This window comes from Streptomyces sp. NPDC030222 (assembly GCF_055573115.1).
Genome location: NZ_JBVICA010000010.1, coordinates 15327 through 39328, shown reverse-complemented (window position 1 = coordinate 39328; position 24002 = coordinate 15327). Strand labels below are relative to the sequence as shown.

22 protein-coding genes and 1 pseudogene are annotated in these 24002 nt (G+C 72.0%); 9 read left to right on the top strand and 14 right to left on the bottom strand.

The window, feature by feature from the left end:
- Window positions 1-39 precede the first annotated feature (39 nt).
- Window positions 40-468, bottom strand: a complete 429-nt coding sequence (locus ACZ4Z5_RS16435) for a YidB family protein (RefSeq protein ID WP_468262736.1) — start codon at window positions 466-468, stop codon at window positions 40-42.
- A gap of 125 nt (window positions 469-593) precedes the next feature.
- On the opposite strand from ACZ4Z5_RS16435, the gene ACZ4Z5_RS16430 reads away from it, so the two are divergent.
- Together ACZ4Z5_RS16430 and ACZ4Z5_RS16425 are read left to right on the top strand one after the other, a co-directional pair.
- Entirely contained in the window at window positions 594-929 is a 336-nt protein-coding gene (locus ACZ4Z5_RS16430; RefSeq protein ID WP_468262733.1) for a DUF952 domain-containing protein, read from the top strand.
- A 56-nt stretch (window positions 930-985) separates the two neighbouring features.
- Complete coding sequence (locus ACZ4Z5_RS16425; protein WP_468262731.1) at window positions 986-1705, top strand: nucleotidyltransferase domain-containing protein; 720 nt, start codon at window positions 986-988, stop codon at window positions 1703-1705.
- A gap of 186 nt (window positions 1706-1891) precedes the next feature.
- Here the strand turns inward: ACZ4Z5_RS16425 and ACZ4Z5_RS16420 are convergent, their stop codons facing one another.
- Window positions 1892-2344, bottom strand: coding sequence for a VOC family protein (locus tag ACZ4Z5_RS16420; protein ID WP_468262728.1), 453 nt, complete (start codon window positions 2342-2344; stop codon window positions 1892-1894).
- Window positions 2345-2365: 21 nt separating this feature from the next.
- Here ACZ4Z5_RS16420 and ACZ4Z5_RS16415 point away from each other — a divergent pair, with 21 nt between their 5' ends.
- From ACZ4Z5_RS16415 to ACZ4Z5_RS16395, 5 genes and pseudogenes are all read left to right on the top strand, one after another.
- Entirely contained in the window at window positions 2366-2968 is a 603-nt protein-coding gene (locus tag ACZ4Z5_RS16415) for a CGNR zinc finger domain-containing protein (protein ID WP_468262726.1), read from the top strand.
- Between the two features lie 5 nt (window positions 2969-2973).
- Window positions 2974-3369 carry an SRPBCC family protein gene (locus ACZ4Z5_RS16410; RefSeq protein ID WP_468262724.1) on the top strand — a complete coding sequence of 132 codons (396 nt, stop codon included), beginning with the start codon at window positions 2974-2976 and terminating at the stop codon, window positions 3367-3369.
- A gap of 275 nt (window positions 3370-3644) precedes the next feature.
- A pseudogene (locus ACZ4Z5_RS16405) lies at window positions 3645-3740 on the top strand (zinc finger domain-containing protein); the annotation flags it as partial.
- 9 nt (window positions 3741-3749) lie between these two features.
- Window positions 3750-4172, top strand: coding sequence for a recombinase family protein (locus tag ACZ4Z5_RS16400; protein WP_468262721.1), 423 nt, complete (start codon window positions 3750-3752; stop codon window positions 4170-4172).
- Window positions 4173-4207: 35 nt separating this feature from the next.
- Entirely contained in the window at window positions 4208-4759 is a 552-nt protein-coding gene (locus tag ACZ4Z5_RS16395) for a hypothetical protein (RefSeq protein ID WP_468262718.1), read from the top strand.
- 303 nt (window positions 4760-5062) lie between these two features.
- On the opposite strand, the gene ACZ4Z5_RS16390 is transcribed toward ACZ4Z5_RS16395, so the two are convergent.
- The 12 genes from ACZ4Z5_RS16390 to ACZ4Z5_RS16335 form a co-directional block, all read right to left on the bottom strand.
- Entirely contained in the window at window positions 5063-5821 is a 759-nt protein-coding gene (locus tag ACZ4Z5_RS16390) for a nucleotidyltransferase domain-containing protein (protein ID WP_468262715.1), read from the bottom strand.
- A 4-nt stretch (window positions 5822-5825) separates the two neighbouring features.
- Complete coding sequence (locus ACZ4Z5_RS16385) at window positions 5826-6833, bottom strand: ADP-ribosylglycohydrolase family protein (protein WP_468262712.1); 1008 nt, start codon at window positions 6831-6833, stop codon at window positions 5826-5828.
- Window positions 6830-7567 carry an NUDIX hydrolase gene (locus tag ACZ4Z5_RS16380; RefSeq protein WP_468262709.1) on the bottom strand — a complete coding sequence of 246 codons (738 nt, stop codon included), beginning with the start codon at window positions 7565-7567 and terminating at the stop codon, window positions 6830-6832. Before ACZ4Z5_RS16380 ends, ACZ4Z5_RS16385 begins: the two co-directional genes overlap by 4 nt.
- Before the next feature lie 146 nt (window positions 7568-7713).
- A complete protein-coding gene (locus ACZ4Z5_RS16375; RefSeq protein ID WP_468262707.1) occupies window positions 7714-8772 on the bottom strand; it encodes a pseudouridine synthase in 1059 nt (352 codons plus the stop codon).
- Entirely contained in the window at window positions 8772-9389 is a 618-nt protein-coding gene (gene scpB, locus ACZ4Z5_RS16370; protein ID WP_468262704.1) for an SMC-Scp complex subunit ScpB, read from the bottom strand. Before scpB ends, ACZ4Z5_RS16375 begins: the two co-directional genes overlap by 1 nt.
- Window positions 9386-10570: a segregation and condensation protein A gene (locus ACZ4Z5_RS16365; protein ID WP_468262701.1), complete on the bottom strand. Its 1185-nt coding sequence runs from the start codon at window positions 10568-10570 to the stop codon at window positions 9386-9388. The genes scpB and ACZ4Z5_RS16365 overlap by 4 nt, the downstream gene beginning before the upstream one ends.
- A gap of 1041 nt (window positions 10571-11611) precedes the next feature.
- The gene (locus tag ACZ4Z5_RS16360) at window positions 11612-12160 is read right to left on the bottom strand and encodes a hypothetical protein (RefSeq protein WP_468263220.1); all 549 of its coding nucleotides are present in this window, start codon (window positions 12158-12160) and stop codon (window positions 11612-11614) included.
- On the bottom strand, window positions 12157-13275 hold the full coding sequence (locus ACZ4Z5_RS16355) for a ParA family protein (protein WP_468262699.1): 1119 nt from the start codon (window positions 13273-13275) through the stop codon (window positions 12157-12159). The genes ACZ4Z5_RS16360 and ACZ4Z5_RS16355 overlap by 4 nt, the downstream gene beginning before the upstream one ends.
- Window positions 13276-13701: 426 nt before the next feature.
- Window positions 13702-14817, bottom strand: a complete 1116-nt coding sequence (ald, locus tag ACZ4Z5_RS16350) for an alanine dehydrogenase (RefSeq protein WP_468262696.1) — start codon at window positions 14815-14817, stop codon at window positions 13702-13704.
- A gap of 147 nt (window positions 14818-14964) precedes the next feature.
- A complete protein-coding gene (locus tag ACZ4Z5_RS16345) occupies window positions 14965-16983 on the bottom strand; it encodes a tetratricopeptide repeat protein (protein ID WP_468262693.1) in 2019 nt (672 codons plus the stop codon).
- Window positions 16984-17452: 469 nt separating this feature from the next.
- Window positions 17453-18079, bottom strand: a complete 627-nt coding sequence (locus tag ACZ4Z5_RS16340) for an NUDIX domain-containing protein (RefSeq protein ID WP_468262690.1) — start codon at window positions 18077-18079, stop codon at window positions 17453-17455.
- 101 nt (window positions 18080-18180) lie between these two features.
- On the bottom strand, window positions 18181-19833 hold the full coding sequence (locus ACZ4Z5_RS16335) for a CTP synthase (protein WP_468262688.1): 1653 nt from the start codon (window positions 19831-19833) through the stop codon (window positions 18181-18183).
- A 462-nt stretch (window positions 19834-20295) separates the two neighbouring features.
- On the opposite strand from ACZ4Z5_RS16335, the gene ACZ4Z5_RS16330 reads away from it, so the two are divergent.
- Both ACZ4Z5_RS16330 and ACZ4Z5_RS16325 read left to right on the top strand, forming a co-directional pair.
- Window positions 20296-22098 carry a glycoside hydrolase family 15 protein gene (locus ACZ4Z5_RS16330; protein ID WP_468262685.1) on the top strand — a complete coding sequence of 601 codons (1803 nt, stop codon included), beginning with the start codon at window positions 20296-20298 and terminating at the stop codon, window positions 22096-22098.
- Between the two features lie 135 nt (window positions 22099-22233).
- Window positions 22234-23859, top strand: coding sequence for a PucR family transcriptional regulator (locus tag ACZ4Z5_RS16325; RefSeq protein WP_468262683.1), 1626 nt, complete (start codon window positions 22234-22236; stop codon window positions 23857-23859).
- Window positions 23860-24002: the final 143 nt, after the last annotated feature.

Below are 24002 nucleotides of genomic sequence, written 5' to 3'. Positions count from 1 at the left end.
CGGGGATACGTCGCCCGGCGCGCAGTCGGCCCGGGTGGGTCAGATCTGCTGCTGCCGGATGATCTCCTCCGGTGAGGCGCCCTGAGGGATCCGGCCGTCCGGGGTCAGCTGGTCCACGGCCACGGGGAGTTTCCGGGCGATCTCGTCGGCAGCCTGCTGCGGGCTGACGCCGGACTGTTCAGCGACATGCCGGAGAGTCTCCTCGGAAAGGGCCTCCGTGATCTGCCCGCCGGTGACCTGCTGGTTCTCCCCGGTGCCCACCCAGGAGGCGACCTGCTCGCCCAGGCCCGACTTGGCCAGGATGGCGACGAGCCCTTCGAGGGGGTTGCCCCCTCCACCGCTGCTCCCGCCGCCCACGAGAGCGCCGAGCAGGGATCCGAGGATGTCTCCACCGCCCGAGGCGGAGCCGCTTCCACCGGCTCCGCGGAGGAGGCCGCCCGGAAGACCGCCGAGGTCGCTTCCCGTCATGATCGGCCCCTTTCGGAGTGCGAGGTCCGGCAGCGCACCGGAGCAGGGCCAAATGTCGCTCAGCTCCCGGGGGGCCGCCACCGGGCGGGATCCTGCGGCGCACGCGGGTGGGGTAGAACGTGAGCATGATCTTCCACGTCGTACCGCTGGACGAATGGGCTGCGGATCCCGGGCGCCCGTACGCCCCGCCCTCGCTGTCCGCCGAGGGCTTCGTGCACTGTTCGGGTGACGAGGAGACGGCCCTCGCCATCGCCGATGCCCATTACCGAGGCGTGGCGGGCCCGCTCCTCGTACTCGCCGTCGAGGAGGAGGCGCTGGACGCCGAGATCCGCTGGGAGGGCACCGAGGACGCGCTCTTCCCCCATGTGTACGGGCCGGTCGACCGCGCCGCCGTGGTGCGGGTGCTGGAGGTGCGGCGGGACGAGGACCGCAGGGCCGTCGAGCTCGCTCCCTGGGTGTAGCAGCCGCCCGTCCGGGGCGACTCGATCCGGCCGGCCCGACCGGGCACAATCACGGCATGCACACGCCGATAGTCGACGCCGTGACCCTGGTCCGTGACCACACCGTCTATGCGTGCGTCATGGGATCGCGGGCGTTCGGTCTGGCCACGGAGGACAGCGACACCGACCGCCGTGGCGTGTACGTCGCGCCGACGCCGATGTTCTGGCGCTTCGACAAGCCCCCGACGCATATGGAAGGGCCGGCCGCGGAGCAGTTCAGCTGGGAGCTGGAGCGCTTCTGCGAACTGGCCCTGCGCGCCAACCCCAACATCCTGGAGTGCCTGCACTCCCCGCTCGTGGAGCACGCCGACGCGACCGGCCGTGAACTCCTCGCCCTCCGGGACGCCTTCCTGTCCCGCCGGGTCCACACCTCCTTCGCCCGCTACGCCCTCGGCCAGCGCAAGAAGCTCGAAGCCGATGTCCGCCAGTACGGCGCACCCCGCTGGAAGCACGCCATGCACCTGCTGCGCCTGCTCACAAGCTGCCGCGATCTGCTGCGCACCGGCCGTCTAGTCCTCGACGTCGGCGACGGGCGTGCCCGCCTGCTCGCGGTCAAGCGCGGCGAAGTCCCCTGGTCCGAGGTCGAGTCCTGGATGTCCCGCCTCTACCGGGAGGCCGACGACGCCCTCCCCCGCACCCCGCTGCCGGCCGAGCCGGACCGCGCCCGGGTCGAGGACTTCCTCCTCCGCGTCCGCCGCGCATCCGCCCTCGCAACGGACCCGCTCCTCACCCCGTGAGCAGGCGTGTGTCCAACACGAACCGGTCGAGGGCGTCCGCACCGTGCCCGGCCCCCGCACGGCGCCGGACTCGAAGGCCCCACGGCCGACGCCGCACGGTACGGCCGGATCGGCGTCCTGAGCAGCGTATGAGACCCGTCCCCCGGTGCCGGAGAACCGATGCTCCGCAGCGGAGCGGGGCCGGACTTACGCCACGCAGAACTCGTTGCCCTCCGGGTCCTGCATGATCCACCAGTGCCCGGCTGGCCCTTTGTCCACCTCCCGGACGCGGGTTGCCCCCAGGTCTTCCAGCTTGGTCAACAGCTTGTCGATGCCGCCGGGTTCGCTGTGGATGTCGAGGTGCAGGCGGTTCTTGCCCATCTTGCCCTCGGGCACGTCCTGGAAGAGCAGTCGTCGCCCGCGGCCGACGCCGCTGGTCTCGTCGAACGGGTCCTCGGGGTGGCGGATCGCGGCATAGCCGCGGAAGGTCTTGCGGCCGCGATGCTCGGTGACGGCCTCCTCGCCGATCCGGCCGGCGGCCAGCAGCTGCTCGATGAGAGCGCTGGGGTCTTCTACCTCGTACTCCAAGGCCGCAGCCCAGAAGTCCGCGAGTTCGGGTGCGTTCGTGCTGTCGATGACAAGCTTCCAACTCAAGGCCATGTAACCAGTTATATTGGTTACATGGACTCCTCCGCAACCACGGGGCTGACGCTGCACTCCCGTACCGGCGCCGCCTACCGGTTCGACCCCGGCGCGCTGTGCCTGGAACTGCTGACCACCGGCGGCCCCGGCCCCTACCGCCGGTACGAGGTCCTGCACGAGCCCGCCGACCTGGCCGCCTGGGCGGACCGGTCGCGGCTGACCCCGACGCCCGCACTGGACATCTCCGAAGCGGAAGTGGCCGACGCGCGAGGGCTGCGCGACGCACTGTTCCGGGTGATCATCGCCCACACGCGCGGCGAGCCGCACCCGCCCCGCGACCTGGCGGCCATCAACGAGGCAGCCGCCCGTCCGGCCCTCGCGCCCGCCATCACGCCGGCCGGGAAGCGGCAGTGGTCCGGGAGCCCCAGCGGCACGCACCTGGTGGCCACCGTCGCCCGGGACGCCGTCGAGCTGCTGACCGGCCCCTTCGCGCACCGCATCCGCACCTGCGCCGCCGAGGACTGCCACCTCGTCTACGTCGACACCTCACGCCCCGGCCGCCGCCGCTGGTGCTCCATGGAGCACTGCGGCAACCGCCACAAGGTCAGGGCGCTGCGCGCCCGCCACACCGAGGAAGGATGACCGCGATGCCCACAGGACTCACCAAGGACGCCGGCTGGCAGATCGGCGTGTCCCGCACCCTGCCCCACCCCGCGCCCATCGTCTGGGACTTCATCAGCAGCCCCGAAGGCATCGCCCTCTGGCTCGGCACCGGCGCGGTCCTCACCCCGGAACGTGGCACCCCCTACCGGACGACCGAAGGAGTGGCGGGCGAGGTGCGCGGCTACCACCCCGCAGACCGCATCCGCGTCACCCACGGCACCACCACGGTCCAGGTCGCCCTCACCCCCGCATCCGACGGAGTCCGGACGATGCTCCGCTTCCACCAGGAACACCTGGCAAGCGCCGAAGAGCGCGAAAGGCAACGGGCACACTGGCAGCACGTCATGGACCAGGTCGCCACCGCCCTCGACCGGCAGTGACAACGGCGTGCGACACCTGACAGGAGACCGACACGCACCGAGACTCGGCCTCCTCTCACAAACGGTCCTTTGCGCCAGCAAGATCAATCACGGGCCGCCGGACCCCCGCCGAACCCGGATTCGTTCCCAGAACCCGTTCTCACTCAAAAGCGTGACGGACCCCCTTCTGAGACTTGCATTGTGCGAAAATCCGGCCCATGACGGACCCCCAGCAGCCTTCCTGACCGGCCGGATCGGACACCGACGAAGTCGAGTAGCACGTCTGTCCGAAGTGTGACGTCCGGCCCGGCTCACCCTGCCGCTCGCGCGGCGACGCGGTCGCCTCCGCCTACCACACCCGCCGCTTCACCATGCCGCCCCGGCTGAAGAAGGCACTGCGCGTGCCGACCCCGGCCGACCGCGGCCCGGGCCGACTGTGGCGGCCGGGTACCCCGCCGCCGGCGCCGATCGACCCTGACCTGCCGAGCGCGGACATCCGCATCGTGTACGCCCGCTGCTCGTCCCTCGGACAGGAACTCGACTCCCAGCTCGACGCGCTCAGCAAGCACGGCATCCCGCGGGACAAGATCTTCAGCGAGAAGATCAGCACCTGGGTGCGAGTCCGCCCCCGCTTCGAGGAGGCGCTTCGGACCGCGCGGGAGGTCAAGGCACACGCCCCGCACTGCCGGGCCATCTTCACCGTGTACGAGATGAAGCGGCTCGGTTGCGACGCCGCCGAACTCACCGCGCTCGCCGACCACCTCACCGCCCACGGCCTGGTCCTGGAAATGCTCTCGAGCTGCGGGCCCCAAGCCGCTGTGTAGCCTGTCGATCTGTTCGCACGGGATGAGGGTGGGACGTGGAGACGCTGGTGGAGGGGGCCGTCGCGGAGGCGCTTCGTGAGGGGAACGGTGAGGCGATCCGCCTCTACGTCGCCGCCTGTGCCGAACGCATGGCGCCACTGTTCGTGGGTCTGCGGGCGGGCGTGCCGGGCCGGGAAGCCGACCTGGACTTCTATGCGGAGTCCGTACGCGATCTTTGGCATGCCGACCAGCCGCTCGCCGACGCCGCCGAGCGCGTACGCCTGCTGGAGCGCTTCCCCGAGCTCCAGCCGAACGAGGAGGGGATCACCGATGTCGCCGACACGTACGCCTTCTTCGCCGCCCTCTGCCTGCGGTATGCCCTGCTGGCCCACGGCTCGGGAAACGCTGATGACGCGGTGTCCTGCGGCCATGCGACGCTCACCGCGATGGGGATGCTGGACCAGAACGTGGCCGGTGCCAGCCTTCTCGCCGAGGAGCAACGGCTCCAGTCCCTCTCGCTGAGCGGTGACGGCTCAGGCCTGTGGGACGCGAGCGTCACCGCAGGGCGGGAGAGGTTTCGTGCTGTGTTGGGCCGCCTGCCCAGATAGGCATGCTCCCGATCGCTGCCGGTCAGATACGGCCTCTGGTTATGCGGCCGCTGTGCCCACCTCGTCGGGTGGAGCTGGGAAGGCCAGTGCCTCGTCATGGCGATGGCTCTGCTGGAGGCAGTGGTAGAGCCGGCCGATCATGCTGTTGAAGAGGTAGCGCCGGGCGGCGGCGTGCCAGTCTCTACCGGGAGGCCGACGACGCCCTCCCCCGCACCCCGCTGCCGGCCGAGCCGGACCGCGCCCGGGTCGAGGACTTCCTCCTCCGCGTCCGCCGCGCATCCGCCCCCGCAACGGACCCGCTCCTCACCCCGTGAGCAGGCGTGTGTCCACCACGAACCGGTCGAGGGCGTCGAACGCCGAGGCCTCCTCGGGCAGCCGGGACCCGGCCCGGGACTCGTCCAGCACCGTGTGCAGCGCCTGGATGTCCGTCCGTATCCGCTCCTCGTCGAGGCCGGTCGCCGAGCCGTGCTCCGCCTCCGCCTTGGCCGCGATCAGCTCCGGGAGGTAGCCGGGTGCGCCGGCCTCGTCCAGGAGGGTCGGCAGATGGGCCTGCACCTCCCCGCTGCGCATCAGATGGATGCCGGTCAGCAGGGCACGGAAGGTGTAGAGGAGGGGTTTCAGCTCACCCGTCTTCTCGAACAGGCGCCATTGCGTGGCGGCGAACCCGCGGTAGTGGTGGGCGTGGTGGCGCGTGAGGACGCCGGGGGCGAGCGCCACCAGCTCGGCGTGCGCCTCCGTCGTGGTGACGACGAGCGGGGACAGGAGCTGCTCCAGCACATAGCCGTTGCGGCGCAGCATCAGCCGTACGAACTTCCGCAGGTCGTGGGTGACGAGATCCAGCTCGACCCCGTTCCGCTCCCACATCCGGGTCGTGGTCTCCTCCGGCTCGCGCAGCCCGACGAGGTCGGCGGCGGGCAGCAGATGGACCCCGCGGAGGTCCACGTCCGAGTCCTCGGAGGGGAAGCCGTAGAGGTGGGCCCCGGAGACCGTGGCGAAGAGGAGTCTGCCGGTCTGCGCGGGGAGGACCTGTGCGAGGTCGTCGAGGTCGAGGGAATGTGTCACGGGATCAAGCGTCCCAGAGCGCCCCGAGCGTCACGAGGTCGCCCCGGTACTCGATGCGGTCGGCCCATTCCGTGGGCCAGGCCGCGGCGCCGAGATGGGCGCCGGCGAAGGCGCCGGCGAGGCAGGCGATCGAGTCGGAGTCGCCCTTGGTGCAGGCGGCGCGGCGGATGGCGGCGACGGGGTCCTCCGGGAAGAGGAGGAAGCAGAGGAGGCCGGTGGCGAGGGCTTCCTCGGCGATCCAGCCGTCTCCGGTGGCGAGGCACGGGTCGGTCTCGGGGGACGGGGTGCTCAGGGCCGCCGCGAGGCGTTCGAGGACGGCGAGGCATTCGTCCCAGCCGCGGGCGATGAAGGCCTCGGGGGACGGGGCGTGGGAGTGCTTCCAGAGGTCGCCGAGCCAGCGCTCGTGGTAACGGGTGCGGTTCTCGAGGGCGTAAGAGCGGAGACGGCCGACGAGGCCGGTGGGCTCGGTCCCCTGGGCGAGGAGGAGGACAGCGCGGGCCGTGAGGTCGGCGGCGGCGAGGGCGGTGGGGTGCCCGTGGGTGATCGCGGACTGCAACTGGGCGGCACCGGCCCGCTGTTCGTCGCTGAGGCCGGAGGCGAGTCCTATCGGTGCGACGCGCATGTTGGCGCCGCAGCCCTTGGAGCCGATCTGGCTGGCCTCCTGCCAGGCCCGCCGTTCGTCGTCGAGGAGCTCACAGGCGACCAGGCAGGTGCGGCCCGGGGCGCGGTTGTTCTCCGGCGAGTGGTACCAGGAGGTGAACTCCTCGCGCAGCGGGCCGAGGAGGTGGTCGGGACCGAGCACTCCGCGCCCCATGGCGGTCCGCAGGGCCCGGCCCAGGGCGAGCGTCATCTGGGTGTCGTCGCTGACGATCGCGCGCGAGGGCAGGTCCATGTCGCGCCAGGGACCGCACTTGGCGAGGATCGCCGGTACGTCGTTGAACTCGGTCGGGAAGCCCAGAGCGTCACCGAGGGCCAGCCCGATCAGGGCCCCCGTGGCGGCCTGCTTGTTCACGTTGGTCGTCCTTCCGGTCGCAGCAGAGGAGGGTGCAGCGCGGTGGCGGTGCCCGCGCGGTAGAGGGCGGCCGGTTTGCCGCGGCCGCCGGTGAGGCGCGCGGCCCCGGCCACCGGCTCGACGAAGCCGGGGGTGGCGAGGACCTTGCGCCGGAAGTTCGGCCGGTCGAGACCGGCGCCCCAGACGGTCTCGTACACCTGCTGCAGCTCGCCGAGCGTGAATTCCGGCGGGCAGAAGGAGGTGGCGAGACAGGTGTACTCCAGCTTGGCGCCGACCCGGTCGCGGGCGTCGTCGAGGATCCGCTCGTGGTCGAAGGCGAGCCGGTCCCACGAGCCGTACGGCAGCCACTGGGCGTGGGCCGCGTCGCCGCCGCCGCGCGGCTCGGGCAGGCCGGGCACGAGCGCGGTGTAGGCGACGGACACGACCCGCATCCTCGGGTCCCGGTCCGGTTCGCTGTACGTACGGAGCTGCTCCAGGTGGAGCGAGGCGACGACGGCGTCGGACAGACCGGTTTCCTCGGCGAGTTCCCGCCGGGCCGCGGTCTCCGCGGATTCGCGGGGCAGGACGAACCCGCCCGGCAGCGCCCAGGCGCCCGCGCACGGCTCCTGGCCGCGTTCGACGAGCAGCGCGTGGAGTTCGCCGCCGCGGACGGTGAGGACGGCTAGGTCTACGGTGACGGCGAACGGCTCGAAGGCGTACTTGTCGTAGCCCTCCGGCGCCCGTGCCCCGCTCATTGCGTCTCCCGCTCCTTTATGGTCATCGCGACTATAAAGGTGAACTCGCCTGTCCCACAAGCCGTCCGGAGCGGATTCCGGCCGGTCCACGACGAAAAGAGCCCGCGGCGTCGCGCCGCGGGCTCTTGGTCGGGGTGTGTACGGGCCTACAGGCCGACCTCGCGCATCAGCATGCCCACCTCGGTGTTGGTGAGCCTGCGCAGCCAGCCGGACTTCTGGTCGCCGAGCGCGATCGGCCCGAACGCGGTCCGCACCAGCTTGTCGACGGGGAAACCCGCCTCGGCGAGCATCCGGCGCACGATGTGCTTGCGGCCCTCGTGCAGGACGACCTCGACCAGGTAGTTCTTGCCGGTCTGCTCGACGACCCGGAAGTGGTCTGCGCGGGCGTACCCGTCCTCCAGCTGGATGCCGTCCTTGAGGCGCTTGCCGACCTCACGCGGCAGGGGGCCCGTGATGGCCGCCAGATACGTCTTCTGGACACCGTACTTGGGGTGCGTGAGACGGTGGGCCAGCTCGCCGTGGTTGGTGAGCAGGATGATGCCCTCGGTCTCGGTGTCGAGCCGGCCGACGTGGAAGAGCCGCGTCTCGCGGTTGGTGACGTAGTCGCCGAGGCACTGGCGGCCGTCCGGGTCCTCCATCGTGGAGACGACACCGGCGGGCTTGTTCAGCGCGAAGAACAGGTACGACTGGGTGGCGACGGTCAGGCCGTCCACCTTGATCTCGTCCTTGTCCGGGTCCACGCGGACGCCCTGCTCGATGACGACACGGCCGTTCACCTCGACACGACCCTGGTCGATGAGCTCCTCGCAGGCTCGCCGCGAGCCCATGCCGGCCCGGGCGAGGACCTTCTGCAGCCGCTCGCCCTCCTGCTCCGCGCCGGGGAACGTCTTCGGGGTCTTGATCTGCGGCTTGTTCGCGTACCGCTCGCGGTTGCGCTCCTCGCCACGGGCCTGGTACTCCCGGGAGCTGGCCGGGGCCGTGCGGCCGCCGCCGCGCTGCGGGGACTGCTTGGGGCCCCCCTTGGCGCCCCCGCGGGCGGCGCTGCCGCGGCCCTTGCGGGGCGTCTCGGACGTGCCGCCGCCGACGTCGTAGCGGCGCTCCTCGGGACGGGGCTTGCGGGGCCTGCCCTGCTTCTCGTCACGCTGGTTGCCGGCCCCGCGGTGGTTCCCGCGTCCGCTGTTCCTGCCGCTGCCGCTGCTTCGCATCAAAGTTCCGTCGTCTTGTCGTCGTCTTCGGTGTCCGGTCCGTCCGGATCAAACGACGGCACACCTTCCTGCGTCTCTGCCTCGATCGCGTCCGCTTCGGGGAGGAAGGGCGCGAGCTCGGGGAGCTCGTCCAGGCCGCGCAGGCCCATCCGCTCGAGGAAGTAGTTCGTCGTCCTGTACAGGATCGCACCTGTTTCGGGTTCCGTGCCCGCCTCCTCGACCAGACCCCGCTGGAGCAGGGTCCGCATGACGCCGTCGCAGTTCACTCCGCGCACCGCCGAGACCCGGGAACGGCTCACCGGCTGCCGGTACGCGACGACCGCGAGGGTCTCCAGCGCCGCCTGCGTCAGCCGCGCCTGCTGGCCGTCCAGGACGAAGGACTCGACGGCGGCCGCGTACTCCGGGCGGGTGTAGAAGCGCCACCCGCCGGCGATCAGCCGGAGGTCGAAGCCGCGGCCCTGGACGGTGTACTCGTCGGAGAGTTCGCGCAGCGCGTCGGCGATCTCCCTGCGCGGGCGTTCCAGCACCTTCGCGAGGTGCTCCTCGGTGACCGGCTCGTCGACGACCATGAGGACCGCCTCCAGCGCCGGCTTGAGGGGCGTGGCGTCCTCGCTCATTCCTTCTCCTCCACCACTTGATCGAATTCGTCGGTCACCTGCGGGACGGCCCCGCCCTCGCCGCCGGTCCAGCGGACCAGCAGCTCGCCGAGAGCCTGCTCCTGGTCCAGGACGACGGCCTTCTCCCGGTAGAGCTCCAGCAGCGCCAGGAACCGCGCCACCACGGTCAGCGTGTCCGGCGCGTCCTCGGTGAGCTGCTGGAACGTCGCCTCGCCGACGGCCCTCAGCCGGGCGACGACGACCTCTGCCTGTTCCCGCACGGACACCAGCGGTGCGTGGATGTGGTCGACGTACACCGCGGGCTTCGGCTTCGGCTGCATGGCCTTCACGGCGAGCCGGGCGAAGCCCTCGGGGCCGATGCTGATCACGACGTCGGGCAGCAGCTCCGCGTGGTGCGGCTCCAGCCCCACGGTACGGGGGTGGCGGGTCGCCTCTGCGTCCAGCCGGTCGCTGAAGATCGCCGCGATCTGCTTGTACGCGCGGTACTGGAGCAGCCGCGCGAACAGCAGGTCCCGCGCTTCGAGCAGGGCGAGGTCGGCCTCGTCCTCCACCTCCGCGGTGGGCAGCAGCCGCGCGGCCTTGAGGTCCAGCAGCGTGGCCGCCACCACCAGGAACTCGGTCGTCTGGTCGAGGTCCCAGTCGGTGCCCATGGCCCGGATGTGCGCCATGAACTCGTCCGTCACCTTGGACAGCGCGACCTCGGTGACGTCCAGTTTGTGCTTCGCGATGAGCTGCAACAGCAGATCGAACGGCCCCTCGAAGTTCGCCAGCCGCACGGTGAACCGCGAGTCGGCGCCGGCGGCGACCGATTCGTCCGTCGTGCCTGCGGGTTCGGCGTCCGAGGTAGCCGCTCCATCCGGCGTGGCCACCGGGTCGGCGCCTGGGGTGACCGGATCCTCCGGCGCGCCCGCCAGGTCGGCGTCGCGCGGGGCGACGGGCTCACCTCGCGCGGCCACCGCGTCAACGTCTGCGGCAACCAGCCCCGCCAGGACGACGTCGTCCGCGGTCTCCGGTTCCAGCGGCGCGCCCGCCGGGTCGGCGCGCGGCACGACAGGCGTCTCTCGCGTGGCCGCCGCGACCCGTTTCTCCCGCGTGCCCGCCGGGCCGCCGGCATCCACGGCCGCGGCCGCCACCGCGGCCCCGTAGGCGCCTTGCACCGCCCGGTCCGGCCCCGGGGCCACGAGGCCGTCTCCGGCGGCGTCTGCCGGGCCGGTGGGGAGCACCGGGGCCCGGTCTTCCGGGGCCGCCTCCGCGCCCCGTCCGGCCCCGGGCACCGGCACCGGTACGACGCCGGTCTCCGCCGGGGCATGAGGGTGGGGACCAGCAGTGGGCGCAGTCGGGGTGATATCGCGAGGAGTTCCGGACGGCGCCGGTGTCGTCCCGGCGTCCGCGGCCCCGCCTCCCGGCGCCACCGCCGGCTCCGAGCCGGACCCGACTTGCGGCTCAGAGGCACGCCCCGAGGGCTGGTCGGGTCCGGGCCGCGCTGCGTCCTCCGGCGTCGGTTCCGACGGCGGCGCGGGCTCCGGGGCCGTGGCGTACGGCTCGTCGGCCGGTGCGACGGCGGGTGGTGCGGCGCCGGGCCCGCGGCCGAGGCGGCGGCGCGGGGCCCTGTGCGGGTCGGGAGGTGTGGGCATTGCGGTCCAGGTGCGTCGGTTCGGGCGGGGCGGCCGAGGGCAGGCCACGGAGGCCCGACGGCAGCCTAGGGGGTGTCCGGTCACCAGTGCCGGATCGGCGAGCGGCATGCGTCACACCACGGGCAGCCGGAGCGGGTCCCCCGCGGAGCGTGGCTCGCCCCGACGGACCCACGGGCGGTCGGATCCCACGGACCCACCGCCCCGACGCACCAGCCGCGAGGCCCGTAAACGCCGCCACCACGAAACCGCCGGGCGTCGGACAGCACGGTCGGGCAGGCCGGGGCCCGCCCGGTCGCCACGCCGTTCGCGGCCCTGTCAGGGCCGCCCTCGCCCCGGCTCCCGTCCGACGGACGTCCTTCCGGTCGGCGGCGTGCTGATACGGGCTTCCACGAGAGGTGTCGCGCAGGGGCCGGGAGCGGCAGGGCGGCTCAGGGTGCCGGGGGCGTCGTCCGTACGAGGCTGTGCGTACAGAGGCCGGCGGGGGCCGACGGTGGGCATCGGATCGGCGTCGGCTTCGGGTCCGCGGGGCTCGTGCCGCCGGCGGCGGATACCGGATCGCCCGTCCGGCCGGTCGTGGGGCCGGAGGCCCTACCGGCCTCTCAGGCGCCGGACGAGGATGCTCGCGTCGCCGCGGGACTCGAGGTCCGCGAGGACCACGGCGACCGCCTCGCGGACGATGCGTCCGCGGTCCACGGCGAGGCCGTGCTCGCCGCGCAGCACCAGACGGGCGTGCTCCAGGTCCATGAGCTCCTCCGCGGAGACATAGACCGTGATCTTCTCGTCGTGCCGTTCGCGTCCGCTGGGGCGGCGGCCGGCCGCGCGGGTGCGCCGGCGCGGCGCGGCCTCGGTGCCGCCCGCGGCGGCCGGTGTCCGCCGGGTCTTGCCCGCGGCGGGCGCCGCGGGCGGCTCGGCGTCCGCCGCCCGGGTGCGCGGTTCCGCCGGGTCCGCCTCCGCGGCGGAGTGCTCCGCTGCCCCGGCATGCTCGGGCGCGGGGTCCGTGACGGGCTCGCTGTCGCCCGCCGGGGCGGGCACGCGGGGTTCACCGTTGGTCTGGCCGGACTGCCTGCGGGGCGTGGACGCCTGGAGCGCCATCCCCCCGGTCGTACGGAATAGTTCGTCGGCTCCGGGCAGACTCACTCGGCGTGACACCGGGCGAGCACCTCCCTGGCGAGCTGGCGATATGCGGCGGCGCCAACGGAGTTGGACGCGTAGGTGGTGATGGGCTCGCCGGCGACGGTGGTCTCCGGGAAGCGGACCGTGCGGCCGATGACCGTGTGGTAGACGTGGTCGTCGAAGGCCTCGACGACGCGGGCCAGCACCTCGCGGCTGTGCACCGTACGGGAGTCGTACATCGTGGCGAGGATGCCGTCGAGCTCCAGGTCGGGGTTGAGCCGCTCCTGGACCTTCTCGATGGTCTCGGTGAGCAGGGCCACACCGCGCAGCGCGAAGAACTCGCATTCCAGCGGCACGATGACCTTGTGCGCGGCGGTCAGCGCGTTGACCGTGAGCAGGCCGAGCGAGGGCTGACAGTCGATCACGATGTAGTCGTAGTCGGGCAGCAGCGGCTTCAACGCACGCTGCAGCGTGGACTCGCGCGCGACCTCGCTGACCAACTGCACTTCCGCGGCGGACAGGTCGATGTTGCTCGGCAGCAGGTCCATGTTGGGCACGGCCGTCTTGAGCAGCACCTCGTCCGCGGACATGCCCCGCTCCATGAGCAGGTTGTAGACGGTGAGGTCGAGTTCCATCGGGTTCACGCCGAGGCCGACCGACAGGGCTCCCTGCGGGTCGAAGTCGACGAGCAGGACACGTCGCCCGTACTCCGCGAGCGCGGCACCCAGGTTGATGGTCGACGTGGTCTTGCCGACGCCGCCCTTCTGGTTGCACATCGCGATGATCTTCGCGGGGCCGTGGTCGGTCAGGGGCCCCGGGATCGGGAAGTACGGCAGCGGCCGTCCGGTCGGGCCGATCCGCTCGCGGCGCTGCCGCGCGGCATCGGGGGCGAGCGTCGCCGCGTACTCCGGATCGGGCTCGTACTCGGCGTCGGGGTCGTAGAAGTGCCCCTCGGGCACCTCGTCGAAGTCGGCGAAGTGGGCGGTCTCTCGGCCACTCTGGTCGCCGGCCATGGCGTTCACGTGTTGGCCGTCCATCATCTGCTGGGCTGTCGTGTTCTGGTGGGCTGCGAAGGTGTGGACCGCGACGGAGCCGACAGCCTGGAGCCCCGAAGAGCTCTGGCCCCGCGCAGGGGGCACCTCGCCCGCGCCCTCGGCACGGAGGGAGGGGAATCCTGGTTGACCACCCCCGGGAGTAAATGTCGACTCATTCACAAGTCGTCTTACCTCCTTGGATGTGACCAGGAAACTTATCGATAGGTCAGCGTGGCAGCATGCCGACGGTTGGCGACTCTATGGCGTGTCACCGCTCCGCAGCAACACAATCCACTGGACCCGGCCCGATGTGTCGGCATCCGAACACCTCCCTGTCAAGGGTGCACAGGGGCGCAGCAGAGAAGCGCTCACGCCTTTCACCGGTGTGCGAAACGGCTGAAGCGTCATGTTCGTTGCGAGTTGAGCGACTTCTGTGACTGTGTCGTGATACACAACGGCCGGACCTTGCGCAACAAGGTCCGGCCGGATGCGTGACGTTGGCTACGTCGGTTGACGTGTCCGCGTGACAGGTCAGCCGAGAAGCGTGCTGAGCTCGACGTACTCGAGGTCGTGCGCCTCGGCGACCTCGCGGTAAACCACCTTGCCGTCGTGGGTGTTGAGACCCCGGGCCAGCGCGGGGTCACGGCGCAGCGCCTCGACCCAGCCGTTGTTGGCCAGCGACACGATGTAGGGCAGCGTGGCGTTGGTCAGGGCATAGGTGGAGGTGTTGGGCACCGCGCCGGGCATGTTGGCGACGCAGTAGAAGATCGAGTCGTGGACCTTGAAGGTCGGCTCGGCGTGGGTGGTGGGACGGGAGTCCTCGAAGCAGCCGCCCTGGTCGATCGCGATGTCGACAAGGACACTTCCGGGCTTCATCTTGGCGACGAGCTCGTTGGTGACCAGCTTCGGGGCCTTGGCGCCCGGGATGAGGACGGCGCCGATGACGAGGTCGGCCTCGACGACGGCCTTCTCCAGCTCGTAGGCGTTGGAGACGATCGTCTGCACCTTGGTGCCGAAGATCTTGTCGGCCTCGCGGAGCTTGTTGATGTCCCGGTCGAGCAGGGTCACGTGGAAGCCCATGCCGACGGCGATCTGGGTGGCGCTCCAGCCGGAGACGCCGCCGCCGATGACGACGGCCTTGCCGGAGTGGGTGCCGGGGACGCCACCGGGGAGCACGCCGCGGCCGCCGGCCGAACGCATCAGGTGGTACGCGCCGACCTGCGGGGCCAGCCGGCCCGCGACCTCGGACATCGGGGCGAGCAGCGGCAGCGCGCGGTTCGCGGTCTCGACGGTCTCGTACGCGATCGCGGTGGTGCCGGACTCCAGCAGGGCGTCCGTGCACTCGCGGGAGGCCGCGAGGTGCAGGTAGGTGAAGAGCGTCTGGTCCTTGCGGAGGCGGTGGTACTCCTCGGCGATGGGTTCCTTGACCTTCAGCAGCAGGTCGGCGGTCGCCCAGACCTCGTCGGCGGTGGGCAGGATCCGCGCACCCGCGGCGACGAACTCGTCGTCCGTGATCGAGGAGCCGACACCGGCGTTCTGCTCGATGAAGACCTGGTGGCCGTTGCGGACGAGCTCATGCACGCCGGCGGGGGTGATCGCCACCCGGAACTCGTTGTTCTTGACCTCGCGGGGGATGCCGACCTTCATCGTCGATCACGGTCCTTGGCTCAGGGGGATAACTGGGGGTCAATCCATACATACCCGGATGCGGGGGGACACACCGGGAGAAGGCCGGGGTAACGCCGGCAGAGCCAGTCTAATGAAGGATTTCTCGCTGTCTAGCCTTGCAAAGCACTAATCTTCTCTGAGGTCACTACGGATTTCGCAGGCTGAAGCAGTGCTTCCCAGTAGTCTTTCGGCCGCGCTGCGATGCAGTCGCGCAGCCGCGGGATCCCCGAGCCGGTCCAGCGTGTCGGCCACCCTGAGCTGCAGCGCAGCCTGCAGCCGCCGGTCCTTGGCACGCCTCGCCCAGTGCAGCGCGTCCTGGCAGGTTCCGAGCGATTCCTGGGGCCGCCCCGCGTACTCCTGGACCCGGGCCACCTCGCTCAACGCCCTTGCCTGCGCGGCCGGATCGCCGAGCCTGCGGTAGCCGGCGACCGCCGCACGCCAGTTCCGCAGCGCCTCGCCGTAGCGGCCCGCGTAGGTGAGCACGGCCCCCAGTCGTCCGTAGAGCCGGGCGGCATCCTCGCGCTCGTCGCGCGCCAGCCGCTGGGCGAGGGCCCTGCCGTACCAGTCGGCGGCCCGCTGGAGGTCCCCCAGTTCCTGGTACGTCCCGGCGACGGATTCCATCGCGCGGCCCGTAGCGTACGGGTCATGAGCGGCCCGTCCCGCGTCCAGCGCGGCCCGGTAGCGGGCCAGAGCATCCTCGGTGCGACCGGTCCGCGCGTCCAGATCCGCCAGGTTCAGCAGGGCCGCCGCCTGCTCGCGGTGCAGCCCCCGCCGCTCCGCGACATCGAGGACCAGCTGGTGCAGCGCATACATCTCCGGGGCCGCGGCCTCGGGGCCGCGGTGCGCGGCGAGGGCCCTTACCAGCGCGGCCACCAGCCGCCTGGCCAGCGTGTCGAGCTCACCGTCGTCCACGGCTGCACGGGCGGCGGCGAGCAGCGCCGGCTGCCGGGACCGCAGCCAGTCGGCCGCCGCCTCCGGGGTCTCGAAACGCAGGGCACGCGGCAGACCGGCCAGCTTCCTGCGGGCCGGGGAGCCGTCCGGGTCGGTGATCGCCCTGCAGGACTGCAGCAGCCGCACGGTCCGCTCCAGCATCCGGGCACGGGCCAGCTGCAGCTCGGCGGGCCGGTCGTGCGTCTCGGCCAGCGCGGTGAGCAGCGGCATCAGGCAGCCGGGCACCTCGTACTGCTCCGGCTGGTCACCGGTGGTCCGCAGCAGTCCGAACGCCACGAAGTCGTCGAGGGCGGTCCGGGCCGCGGAGACCGAGCAGCCGGCCAGTGCGGAGGCGGTCTGCGCGTCGGCGACACCGCCGGGGGCGAGGGACAGCAGTCGCAGTATCCGGGCGGTCGGCTGCGAGAGCGTGTCGTAGACCAGGCGGAAGGCGCGGCCCACCGGGCGGACGCCGGCGGACGGTCCGTCGTCGGCCATGGCACGCAGCCGCTTGACGACGTCGGCGACCGCGGCCTTGGGATGGGCCGCGAGCCAGCCGCCCACCAGCACGAGTGCGGCGGGCTGGCCACCGCACTCCTCGGTGAGCGACTCGGCGGACCGGGGGTCGACGGTGATCCGTACCGATCCGGTGTGCCGCTGGAGCAGTTCCACGGCCGACTTGGGGTCGAGTCCGCCGAGGACGCAGGGCCGCACGTCGGGGATGCCGGTGAGCGGACCGGGCGCGGTGGCGACGACCAGGCTGTCCGGGTTGTCCGGCAGCAGCGGGTCGACCTGCTCGGCATCGCCGGCGTCGTCGAGGAGCAGCACGACCCGACGGCCGGCCAGGGTCTCGCGGACCAGCTGGGTCAGCTCGTCCTCGGCGGCGCCCGGCGGGGCGGGGACCCCGAGGGCGTCGAGCAGGTCCCGGGCCGTGCGTTCGGCGGGGATCTCGGTGCCGTCGGGTCCGGTGAGCCGGGCGCGCAGCACACCGTCCGGGTAGGAGGGGGCGAGCCTGCGGGCGAGCTCGGCGGCGAGAGCGGTGCGTCCGGAGCCGGGGCGTCCCGCGACGAGGAGCACCCTGGCCCGGGGCGCCTTGCGGCCAGAGATGGTGTTGAGACCGGCGCGCTCGATGTCGGCGCGGAGTTCCTTCAACTCGCGTTCACGACCGATGAATTCACGATCGCTCTGCGGTTTCCGGCCCACCGCCTGCTCCGTCACGGGCCACGCTCCGTCCCACCTCGCCACGTGCCGCCCGCCGGGACTCCGTGCGGGCGATCCGAGCGTAGTTCACCGTGGGAGACGGTCGGCGCTGAGCACGGCGGCCGGATCGCCCGATCGGATCAGCAGTTCGTCCGACCGCCGGAGCCATTCGGTCGAAGGGCGCGAGCGGCCTTCAGGACCGTACGGGCGGCCGGAGCCCGAGGCACCCATGACCCGTACGGCGCGCAGTCGCCGGAACGACGGTGCCGGGAACGGAGAAACGCCGGGAGCGGACGCGCGAGCAAGGGACGACGTGAGCGGTGGGCGCCGTCGGGCAGGAGGCGCCACGCCGGTGTCGGCCACGCCGTCGGCGGACTGCTGCCGGCCGCGCACCGGGGGCGCCGGACTGGACGTATTTCGTCTTCGCGGCGCCGACGGGTCGCGGACCAGGCCCGGTTCCTGGCGCCGGAGCGCGCCCCGGACCCCGTCAGGCCGTGAACGGGCGGGCCGGCCAGGGTGCCTCGGCCGGGCGCAGCGCGTCCACGCCGTCGCCCGCGAGCGCGGCGGTCAGCGACAACACACCCACCACGAGGCAGTTGTTGTGCAGCTCGCCGGCTAGTGCGCCCCGGACCAGCTCGCCGAGCGGGACCCGGGCCAGCTCCATGTCGGCCTCCTCGTCGGAGACCTCGAATCGCTCGCCCTCCGCCTCGGACAGCTCCCGGGCGAGGAAGATCCGAACGGCCTCGTCGCAGCCGCCGGGGGTGGTGTACACGTCCGTCAGCACCCGCCAGTCGGCGGCCTTGACGTGCGCCTCCTCGTACAGCTCGCGCTGGGCGGCGGTCAGCGGGTTCTCACCCGGGACGTCCAGCAGTCCGGCCGGGATCTCCCACAGCCGCCGGCGGACCGGGTGGCGGTACTGGCGCACGACGAGGACGCGGCCTTCGTCGTCGAGGGCGACGACGGCGACGGAACCGGGGTGGACCTGGTAGTCGCGCCGGGCCACCGAGCCGTCGGGCATGACCACGTCGTCGGTGCGGACGCTCGTCTTGGCCCCGCGGAACGGCACCTCGCTCGCCGCGACCGGCCATTCCTCGGGCGTGTCCTTGATGGTCATGAAGCGTCCTTCCCGTGTCTCTCCCGGGGATCGCCCCCGAAACCCCCGTGACCGGGGCATGGTCCGCAGGAACCGTGCCCCGGTCACCGTATCGCCTGGGATCAGCCCTGGGCGTTCTGCCGCTGCACGGCCGCCTTCACCAGACCCGCGAACAGGGGGTGCGGGCGGGTGGGGCGGGACTTCAGCTCCGGGTGCGCCTGGGTGGCGACCAGGTAGGGGTGCACCTCACGCGGGTACTCGACGTACTCGACGAGCTTGTTGTCCGGGCTGGTGCCGGAGAAGACGATGCCGGCCTTCTTCTCCAGCTCCGCGCGGTAGGCGTTGTTCACCTCGTAGCGGTGGCGGTGGCGCTCCTCGACGTACGGCTGGTCGTCGTAGACCTCGCGCACGATCGAGCCCTCGGCGAGCTTGGCCGGGTAGAGGCCCAGACGCATGGTGCCGCCCAGGTCGCCGGCGCCCTCGACGTACGCCAGCTGCTCCTCCATGGTGGAGATCACCGGGTGGGCGGTGGCCGGCTCGAACTCGGTGGAGTTGGCCTCCGGGATGCCGGCGAGGTTCCGGGCCGCCTCGATCACGATGCACTGCAGGCCCAGGCACAGGCCGAGCAGCGGGATCTTCTGCTCGCGGGCGTACTGGATCGCGCCGACCTTGCCGCTGACACCGCGGTCGCCGAAGCCGCCGGGGATGCAGATTGCGTCGACGTCACCGAGCTGCTTCTCGGCACCGGCCGCGGTCTTGCAGTCGTCGGAGGTGACCCACTTGACCTTGACCCGCGCCTTGTTGGCGAAGCCTCCGGCGCGCAGGGCCTCGGTGACCGACAGATACGCGTCCGGCAGGTCGATGTACTTGCCGACGAGCGCGACGGTGACCTCGTGGTCCGGGTTGTGGACGCGGTCCAGCAGGTCGTCCCAGGTGGTCCAGTCGACGTCGCGGAACGGCAGGTCCAGCTTGCGCACCACGTACGCGTCGAGGCCCTCGGTGTGCAGCACCTTCGGGATGTCGTAGATCGACTTGGCGTCGATCGCGGCGACCACGGCGGCCTCGTCGACGTCGCACATCAGCGAGATCTTGCGCTTGATGGAGGTCGGCACGTCCCGGTCGGCGCGCAGCACGATCGCGTCGGGCTGGATACCGATGTTGCGCAGGGCGGCGACGGAGTGCTGGGTCGGCTTGGTCTTCAGCTCGCCGGACGGGCCGATGTAGGGCAGGAGCGAGATGTGCACGACGAAGACGTTGTCCCGGCCGACCTCGTGGCGGACCTGACGGACGGTCTCCAGGAACGGGAGCGACTCGATGTCGCCGACCGTGCCGCCGACCTCGGTGATGACGACGTCGACGTCGTCGGTGGCCATCCGGCGGATGCGGTTCTTGATCTCGTTGGTGATGTGCGGGATGACCTGCACGGTGTCACCCAGGTACTCGCCGCGGCGCTCCTTGGCGATCACCGTGGAGTACACCTGGCCGGTGGTGACGTTCGCCGAGCCGTCCAGGTCGACGTCGAGGAAACGCTCGTAGTGGCCGATGTCCAGGTCGGTCTCGGCGCCGTCGTTGGTGACGAACACCTCGCCGTGCTGGAACGGGTTCATGGTGCCCGGGTCCACGTTCAGGTACGGGTCGAGCTTCTGCATGGTGACCCGCAGGCCCCGTGCCTTGAGGAGCGCACCCAGGCTCGACGCGGTGAGACCCTTGCCGAGGGAGGAGGCGACACCCCCGGTGACGAAGATGTGCTTGGTCGTCGTGGATTTGGGCGGCATGGCCAAGAGGGGGCTCCCGTGGTCGCGAGGCGGTCGTGCGTACGGCGTGCGGCCCGGCAGTGGGATTTCTGGGGGCGGCGTCGCTGCGGTTCGGGGGTTGTCGTGCCCACCGGTCCACGGGCTACCAGGGTATCAGCGCCCGAACCGGACTGCTCCCATCCGGGCTGCCGCCCCGGCCCGGACCGGAGGAGCCCGTGCTCCGCGCACCGGCGGGCGGTCAGCCGCGCACCCGGCGGTCCCCCGGGCCGCCCGCCTGGCGCCCACCCGTTCGACGCACCATTGTTGCCAGGAGCACCACACAGAACAAAGGGGTGCGTCGTATCCTGCTCGGACACACGCTGCGAGCCCGCCGGCGACGGCACAGCACCGCCCCCTCCCGGAAACAAGAGCTCGTCAAGAAATCCCCTGACCGCGCACGCGCCCCCTGAGGCGTGTACGTGGCCGTTCGACTGGAGATTGCACGTGGCCGGGCGCATCGAGGACTACGCACTCATCGGAGACATGCAGACAGCAGCCCTGGTCTGCCGGGACGGCTCGGTGGACTGGCTGTGCCTGCCCCGGTTCGACTCCCACGCGATCTTCGCAGGGCTGCTCGGCACCGAGGAGCACGGATTCTGGCGGCTCGGCCCCACGTACCCCAGCCACGCGGAACCGCCCGCCGCCGACCGCCGGCGCTACCGCGGCGACTCCCTGATCCTCGAGTCCGAGTGGGACACCCCCCGTGGCACGGTGAGGATCACCGACTTCATGCCGCCGCGTGACGGTGCGCCGCAGCTGATCCGCATCGTCGAGGGCGTCAGCGGCCGCGTCCCGATGCGGTCCGCGCTGCGCATGCGGTTCAGCTACGGGCGGGTGGTGCCCTGGGTCCACAAGATCGACGGGCGCACCGTCGCGGTCGCCGGACCGGACTCGGTGTGGCTGGACACCGAGGTGCCGACCCACGGCCACGATCTGACGACGTACTCCGAGTTCACGGTGGCGCCCGGCGACCGGTTCACGTTCACGCTCAGCTGGCAGCCCTCGCACCGCGAGCCGCCCGGCCTGCCCGAGCCCGAGGCGTCCCTGGAGGCCACGGAGGAGTTCTGGCGCGACTGGGTCGCCCACTGCACCTACCACGGCCCCTACCGCGAGGCGGTGATCCGTTCGCTGATCACCCTGAAGGCCCTCACCTACGCCCCGACCGGCGGCATCGTCGCCGCCCCCACCACGTCCCTGCCGGAGGAGATCGGCGGCGTCCGGAACTGGGACTACCGCTACACCTGGCTGCGGGACGCAGCGATCACCCTCTCCTCGCTGCTGCGCACCGGCTACCGCGAGGAAGCCCGCGCCTGGCGCGAGTGGCTGCTCCGCGCCGTCGCCGGGGACCCCGAGAACCTGCAGATCATGTACGGCATCGCCGGCGAACGGGAACTGGGCGAGGCGGAACTGGACTGGCTGCCGGGATACGAGAACTCCGCCCCGGTCCGGGTCGGCAACGGCGCCGCCCACCAGCTCCAGCTCGACGTCTACGGCGAGGTCACCGAGGCCCTGCACCTGGCGCACATGACCGGCCTGGCCCGCAGCGACTACGCCTCCCTGCTCCAGCTCAAGCTGATCCAGTACCTGGAGGACCACTGGGACCAGCCGGACGAGGGCATCTGGGAGGTGCGCGGCCCCCGCAGGCACTTCGTGCACTCCAAGGTCATGGCGTGGGTCGCGGTCGACCGCACGATCAAGCTCATCGAGTCCGGCGACGCGGACGGGCCGCTGGAGCAATGGCGGGAGCTGCGCGACGAGATCCACCGCGACGTCTGCGAGAAGGGCTACGACGAGGAGCGCAACACCTTCACGCAGTCCTATGGCTCGAAGGAGCTGGACGCCGCGCTGCTGCTGATCCCCCAGGTGGGCTTCCTGCCGCCGGACGACAAGCGGGTCATCGGCACCATCGAGGCGATCCAGCGCGAACTGTCCACCGCGGACGGTTTCGTGCTGCGTTACCCGACGACGGGCGAGGAGGCCGGTGTCGACGGTCTGGAAGGCGACGAGGGCGCGTTCCTGGCCTGCTCGTTCTGGCTCGCCGACGACCTGGCGATGATCGGCCGGGTCGACGAGGCCCGACGGCTCTTCGAGAAGCTGCTCAGCCTGCGCAACGACCTCGGGCTGCTGGCGGAGGAGTGGGACGCCGGACACCAGCGGCAGGTCGGCAACTTCCCGCAGGCGTTCAGCCACGTCCCGCTGATCGACACCGCCCTGCGGCTGACGGCGAGCGGCGCGTACGGCGGGTGACCCGCCACACGGCACGGTGACGGGCGCCCGGGCGGGCGGGGCGGGGGCGGTCCGGTCGGCCCCGGCAGGCCGCGTCACCGGCGGCGGCCGGCGGTGACTCGTACGTAGGGCGCGGTCCCGGGTAGCGTCCGGAGAATGGACACTCAGGGCGGGATCACCGTGCGGCGGGCGCTGGAACTGCCGGGGCTGCGCAGCGGGCTGCCGGAAGTCGTCGCCGGCGCGGACCGGCTGAGCCGTACGGTCCGGTGGGTGCACGCGGGCGAGGTGCCCAACATCGCCTCCCTGCTCAAGGGCGGCGAACTGCTGCTGACCACCGGCATGGGCCTGGGCACCCGCCCAGGGGAGCAGCGCGCCTTCGTGCACACCCTCGCGGAACGCGGCATCGCGGCCCTGGTGGTCGAGCTGGGGCCGAGGTTCGGCAGGCTGCCCGCGCCCCTCGTCGACGCCGCCCGCGCGGCCGGGCTGCCGCTGGTGCAGCTCCACCGCGAGGTGCCGTTCGTGACGGTGACGGAGGAGATCCACACCGAGATCGTCAACGGGCACTACGCGACGCTGCGCCGCGTCGAGGAGGTGTACCGACGGTGCACCGAGGCGCTCCTCGCCGGCGGCGGGGTACCGCAGGTGCTGCGTATCCTCGCCGACTTCGCCGGCAATCCCGTGTTCCTGGAGACCGCCGACGGCCGGCTGCTGTACGCGGCGGACACCGAGGGCACCGAGGCCGCCGCGGACCCGCTCCAGGTGTGGGAGGGACTCCGGGGGCAGCGCGAGGCTCGTGAGGCGCCGCCTGCCGGCACCGTCGTGGTGGACGTTCCGGGCGGCGGCCAGGGCACCGGTTCGGTCCGCGCCCGACTGGTGCTGCTCCCCGTGTCGTCTCCCGTGCTGCCGGTGCACGGCATGGCCGCGGAACGGGCGGCGGGCATCCTCGCGGTGGTGCTGATGCAGGCCCGCCAGGAGGAGGAACTGGCCGCACGCGGCCGCGGCGACTTCCTGACGGATCTCGCCGAGGGCCGGATCACCGCCGAGGACGCCCCGGCGCAGGCGAAGGTGCTCGGTTTCAAGCCCGGCGGCGGCCCGCTGCTGCCGGTGGTCATGCGGCTCGCCCCCGAGCTGGGGCCCTCCGGCAGCTGGGCGGTGCTGGCCCGGGCCGTGATGGAGGAACTCGCGTCGGTCGGCGTTCCGGCACTCCTGGGCGTGCGTCCCGTCGAGGGCCGGGTCCCGCTGCTGCTGGGGCTGCGGTCGGAGTCGGAGCGCACCGCGGTCGCCGACCGGGTGGCGGCGGCGCTGCGGGCCGGTGTGGTCCGGGCCGGCCTGGACGCGGCGGGGGCGCACCCGCCGGTCGTGGTCGTCGGCGTGGCGGGTGGCTGGACGGCGGCCTCGGCGGGCCTGCGCCACGCGGCGGAGACGGCAACTGCGGCGCAGGGACTCTCGGACCGGCCGTGGTACGACGCGCGCCGCCTGGACATCGACCTGCTGCTGTGGCGGCTCCGGGACCATCCGGACCTGGCGGCGTTCGTGGAACGGGCGATCGGCCCGCTGCGCGAGCACGACCGCACGTCCAAGCCGCCGCTGCTGCCCACGCTGGAGACCTATCTGGCCCACACCGGCCGCAAGGCGGAGACGGCACGCGAGCTCCATCTGAACCGGCAGACGCTGTACAACCGCCTTGCCCGGATCTCCGAGCTGCTCGGCACGGACCTGGACGATCCGCAGACCGTGCTGGCGCTCAGCCTGGCGCTGCGGGCGCGTCGCCACACGCCCTGACGGAGTCCGGCATGGGAGTCCGGCCAGTCCGCACGCCCACGCCCACGCCCACGCCCACGCCCACGCCCACGGAAAGCCTTCTACGGGTGCTGGCAGCCCCTCGGGGGGCTGGGGGCGTTCCCCGTGCGGTTCCCCGGCGATCG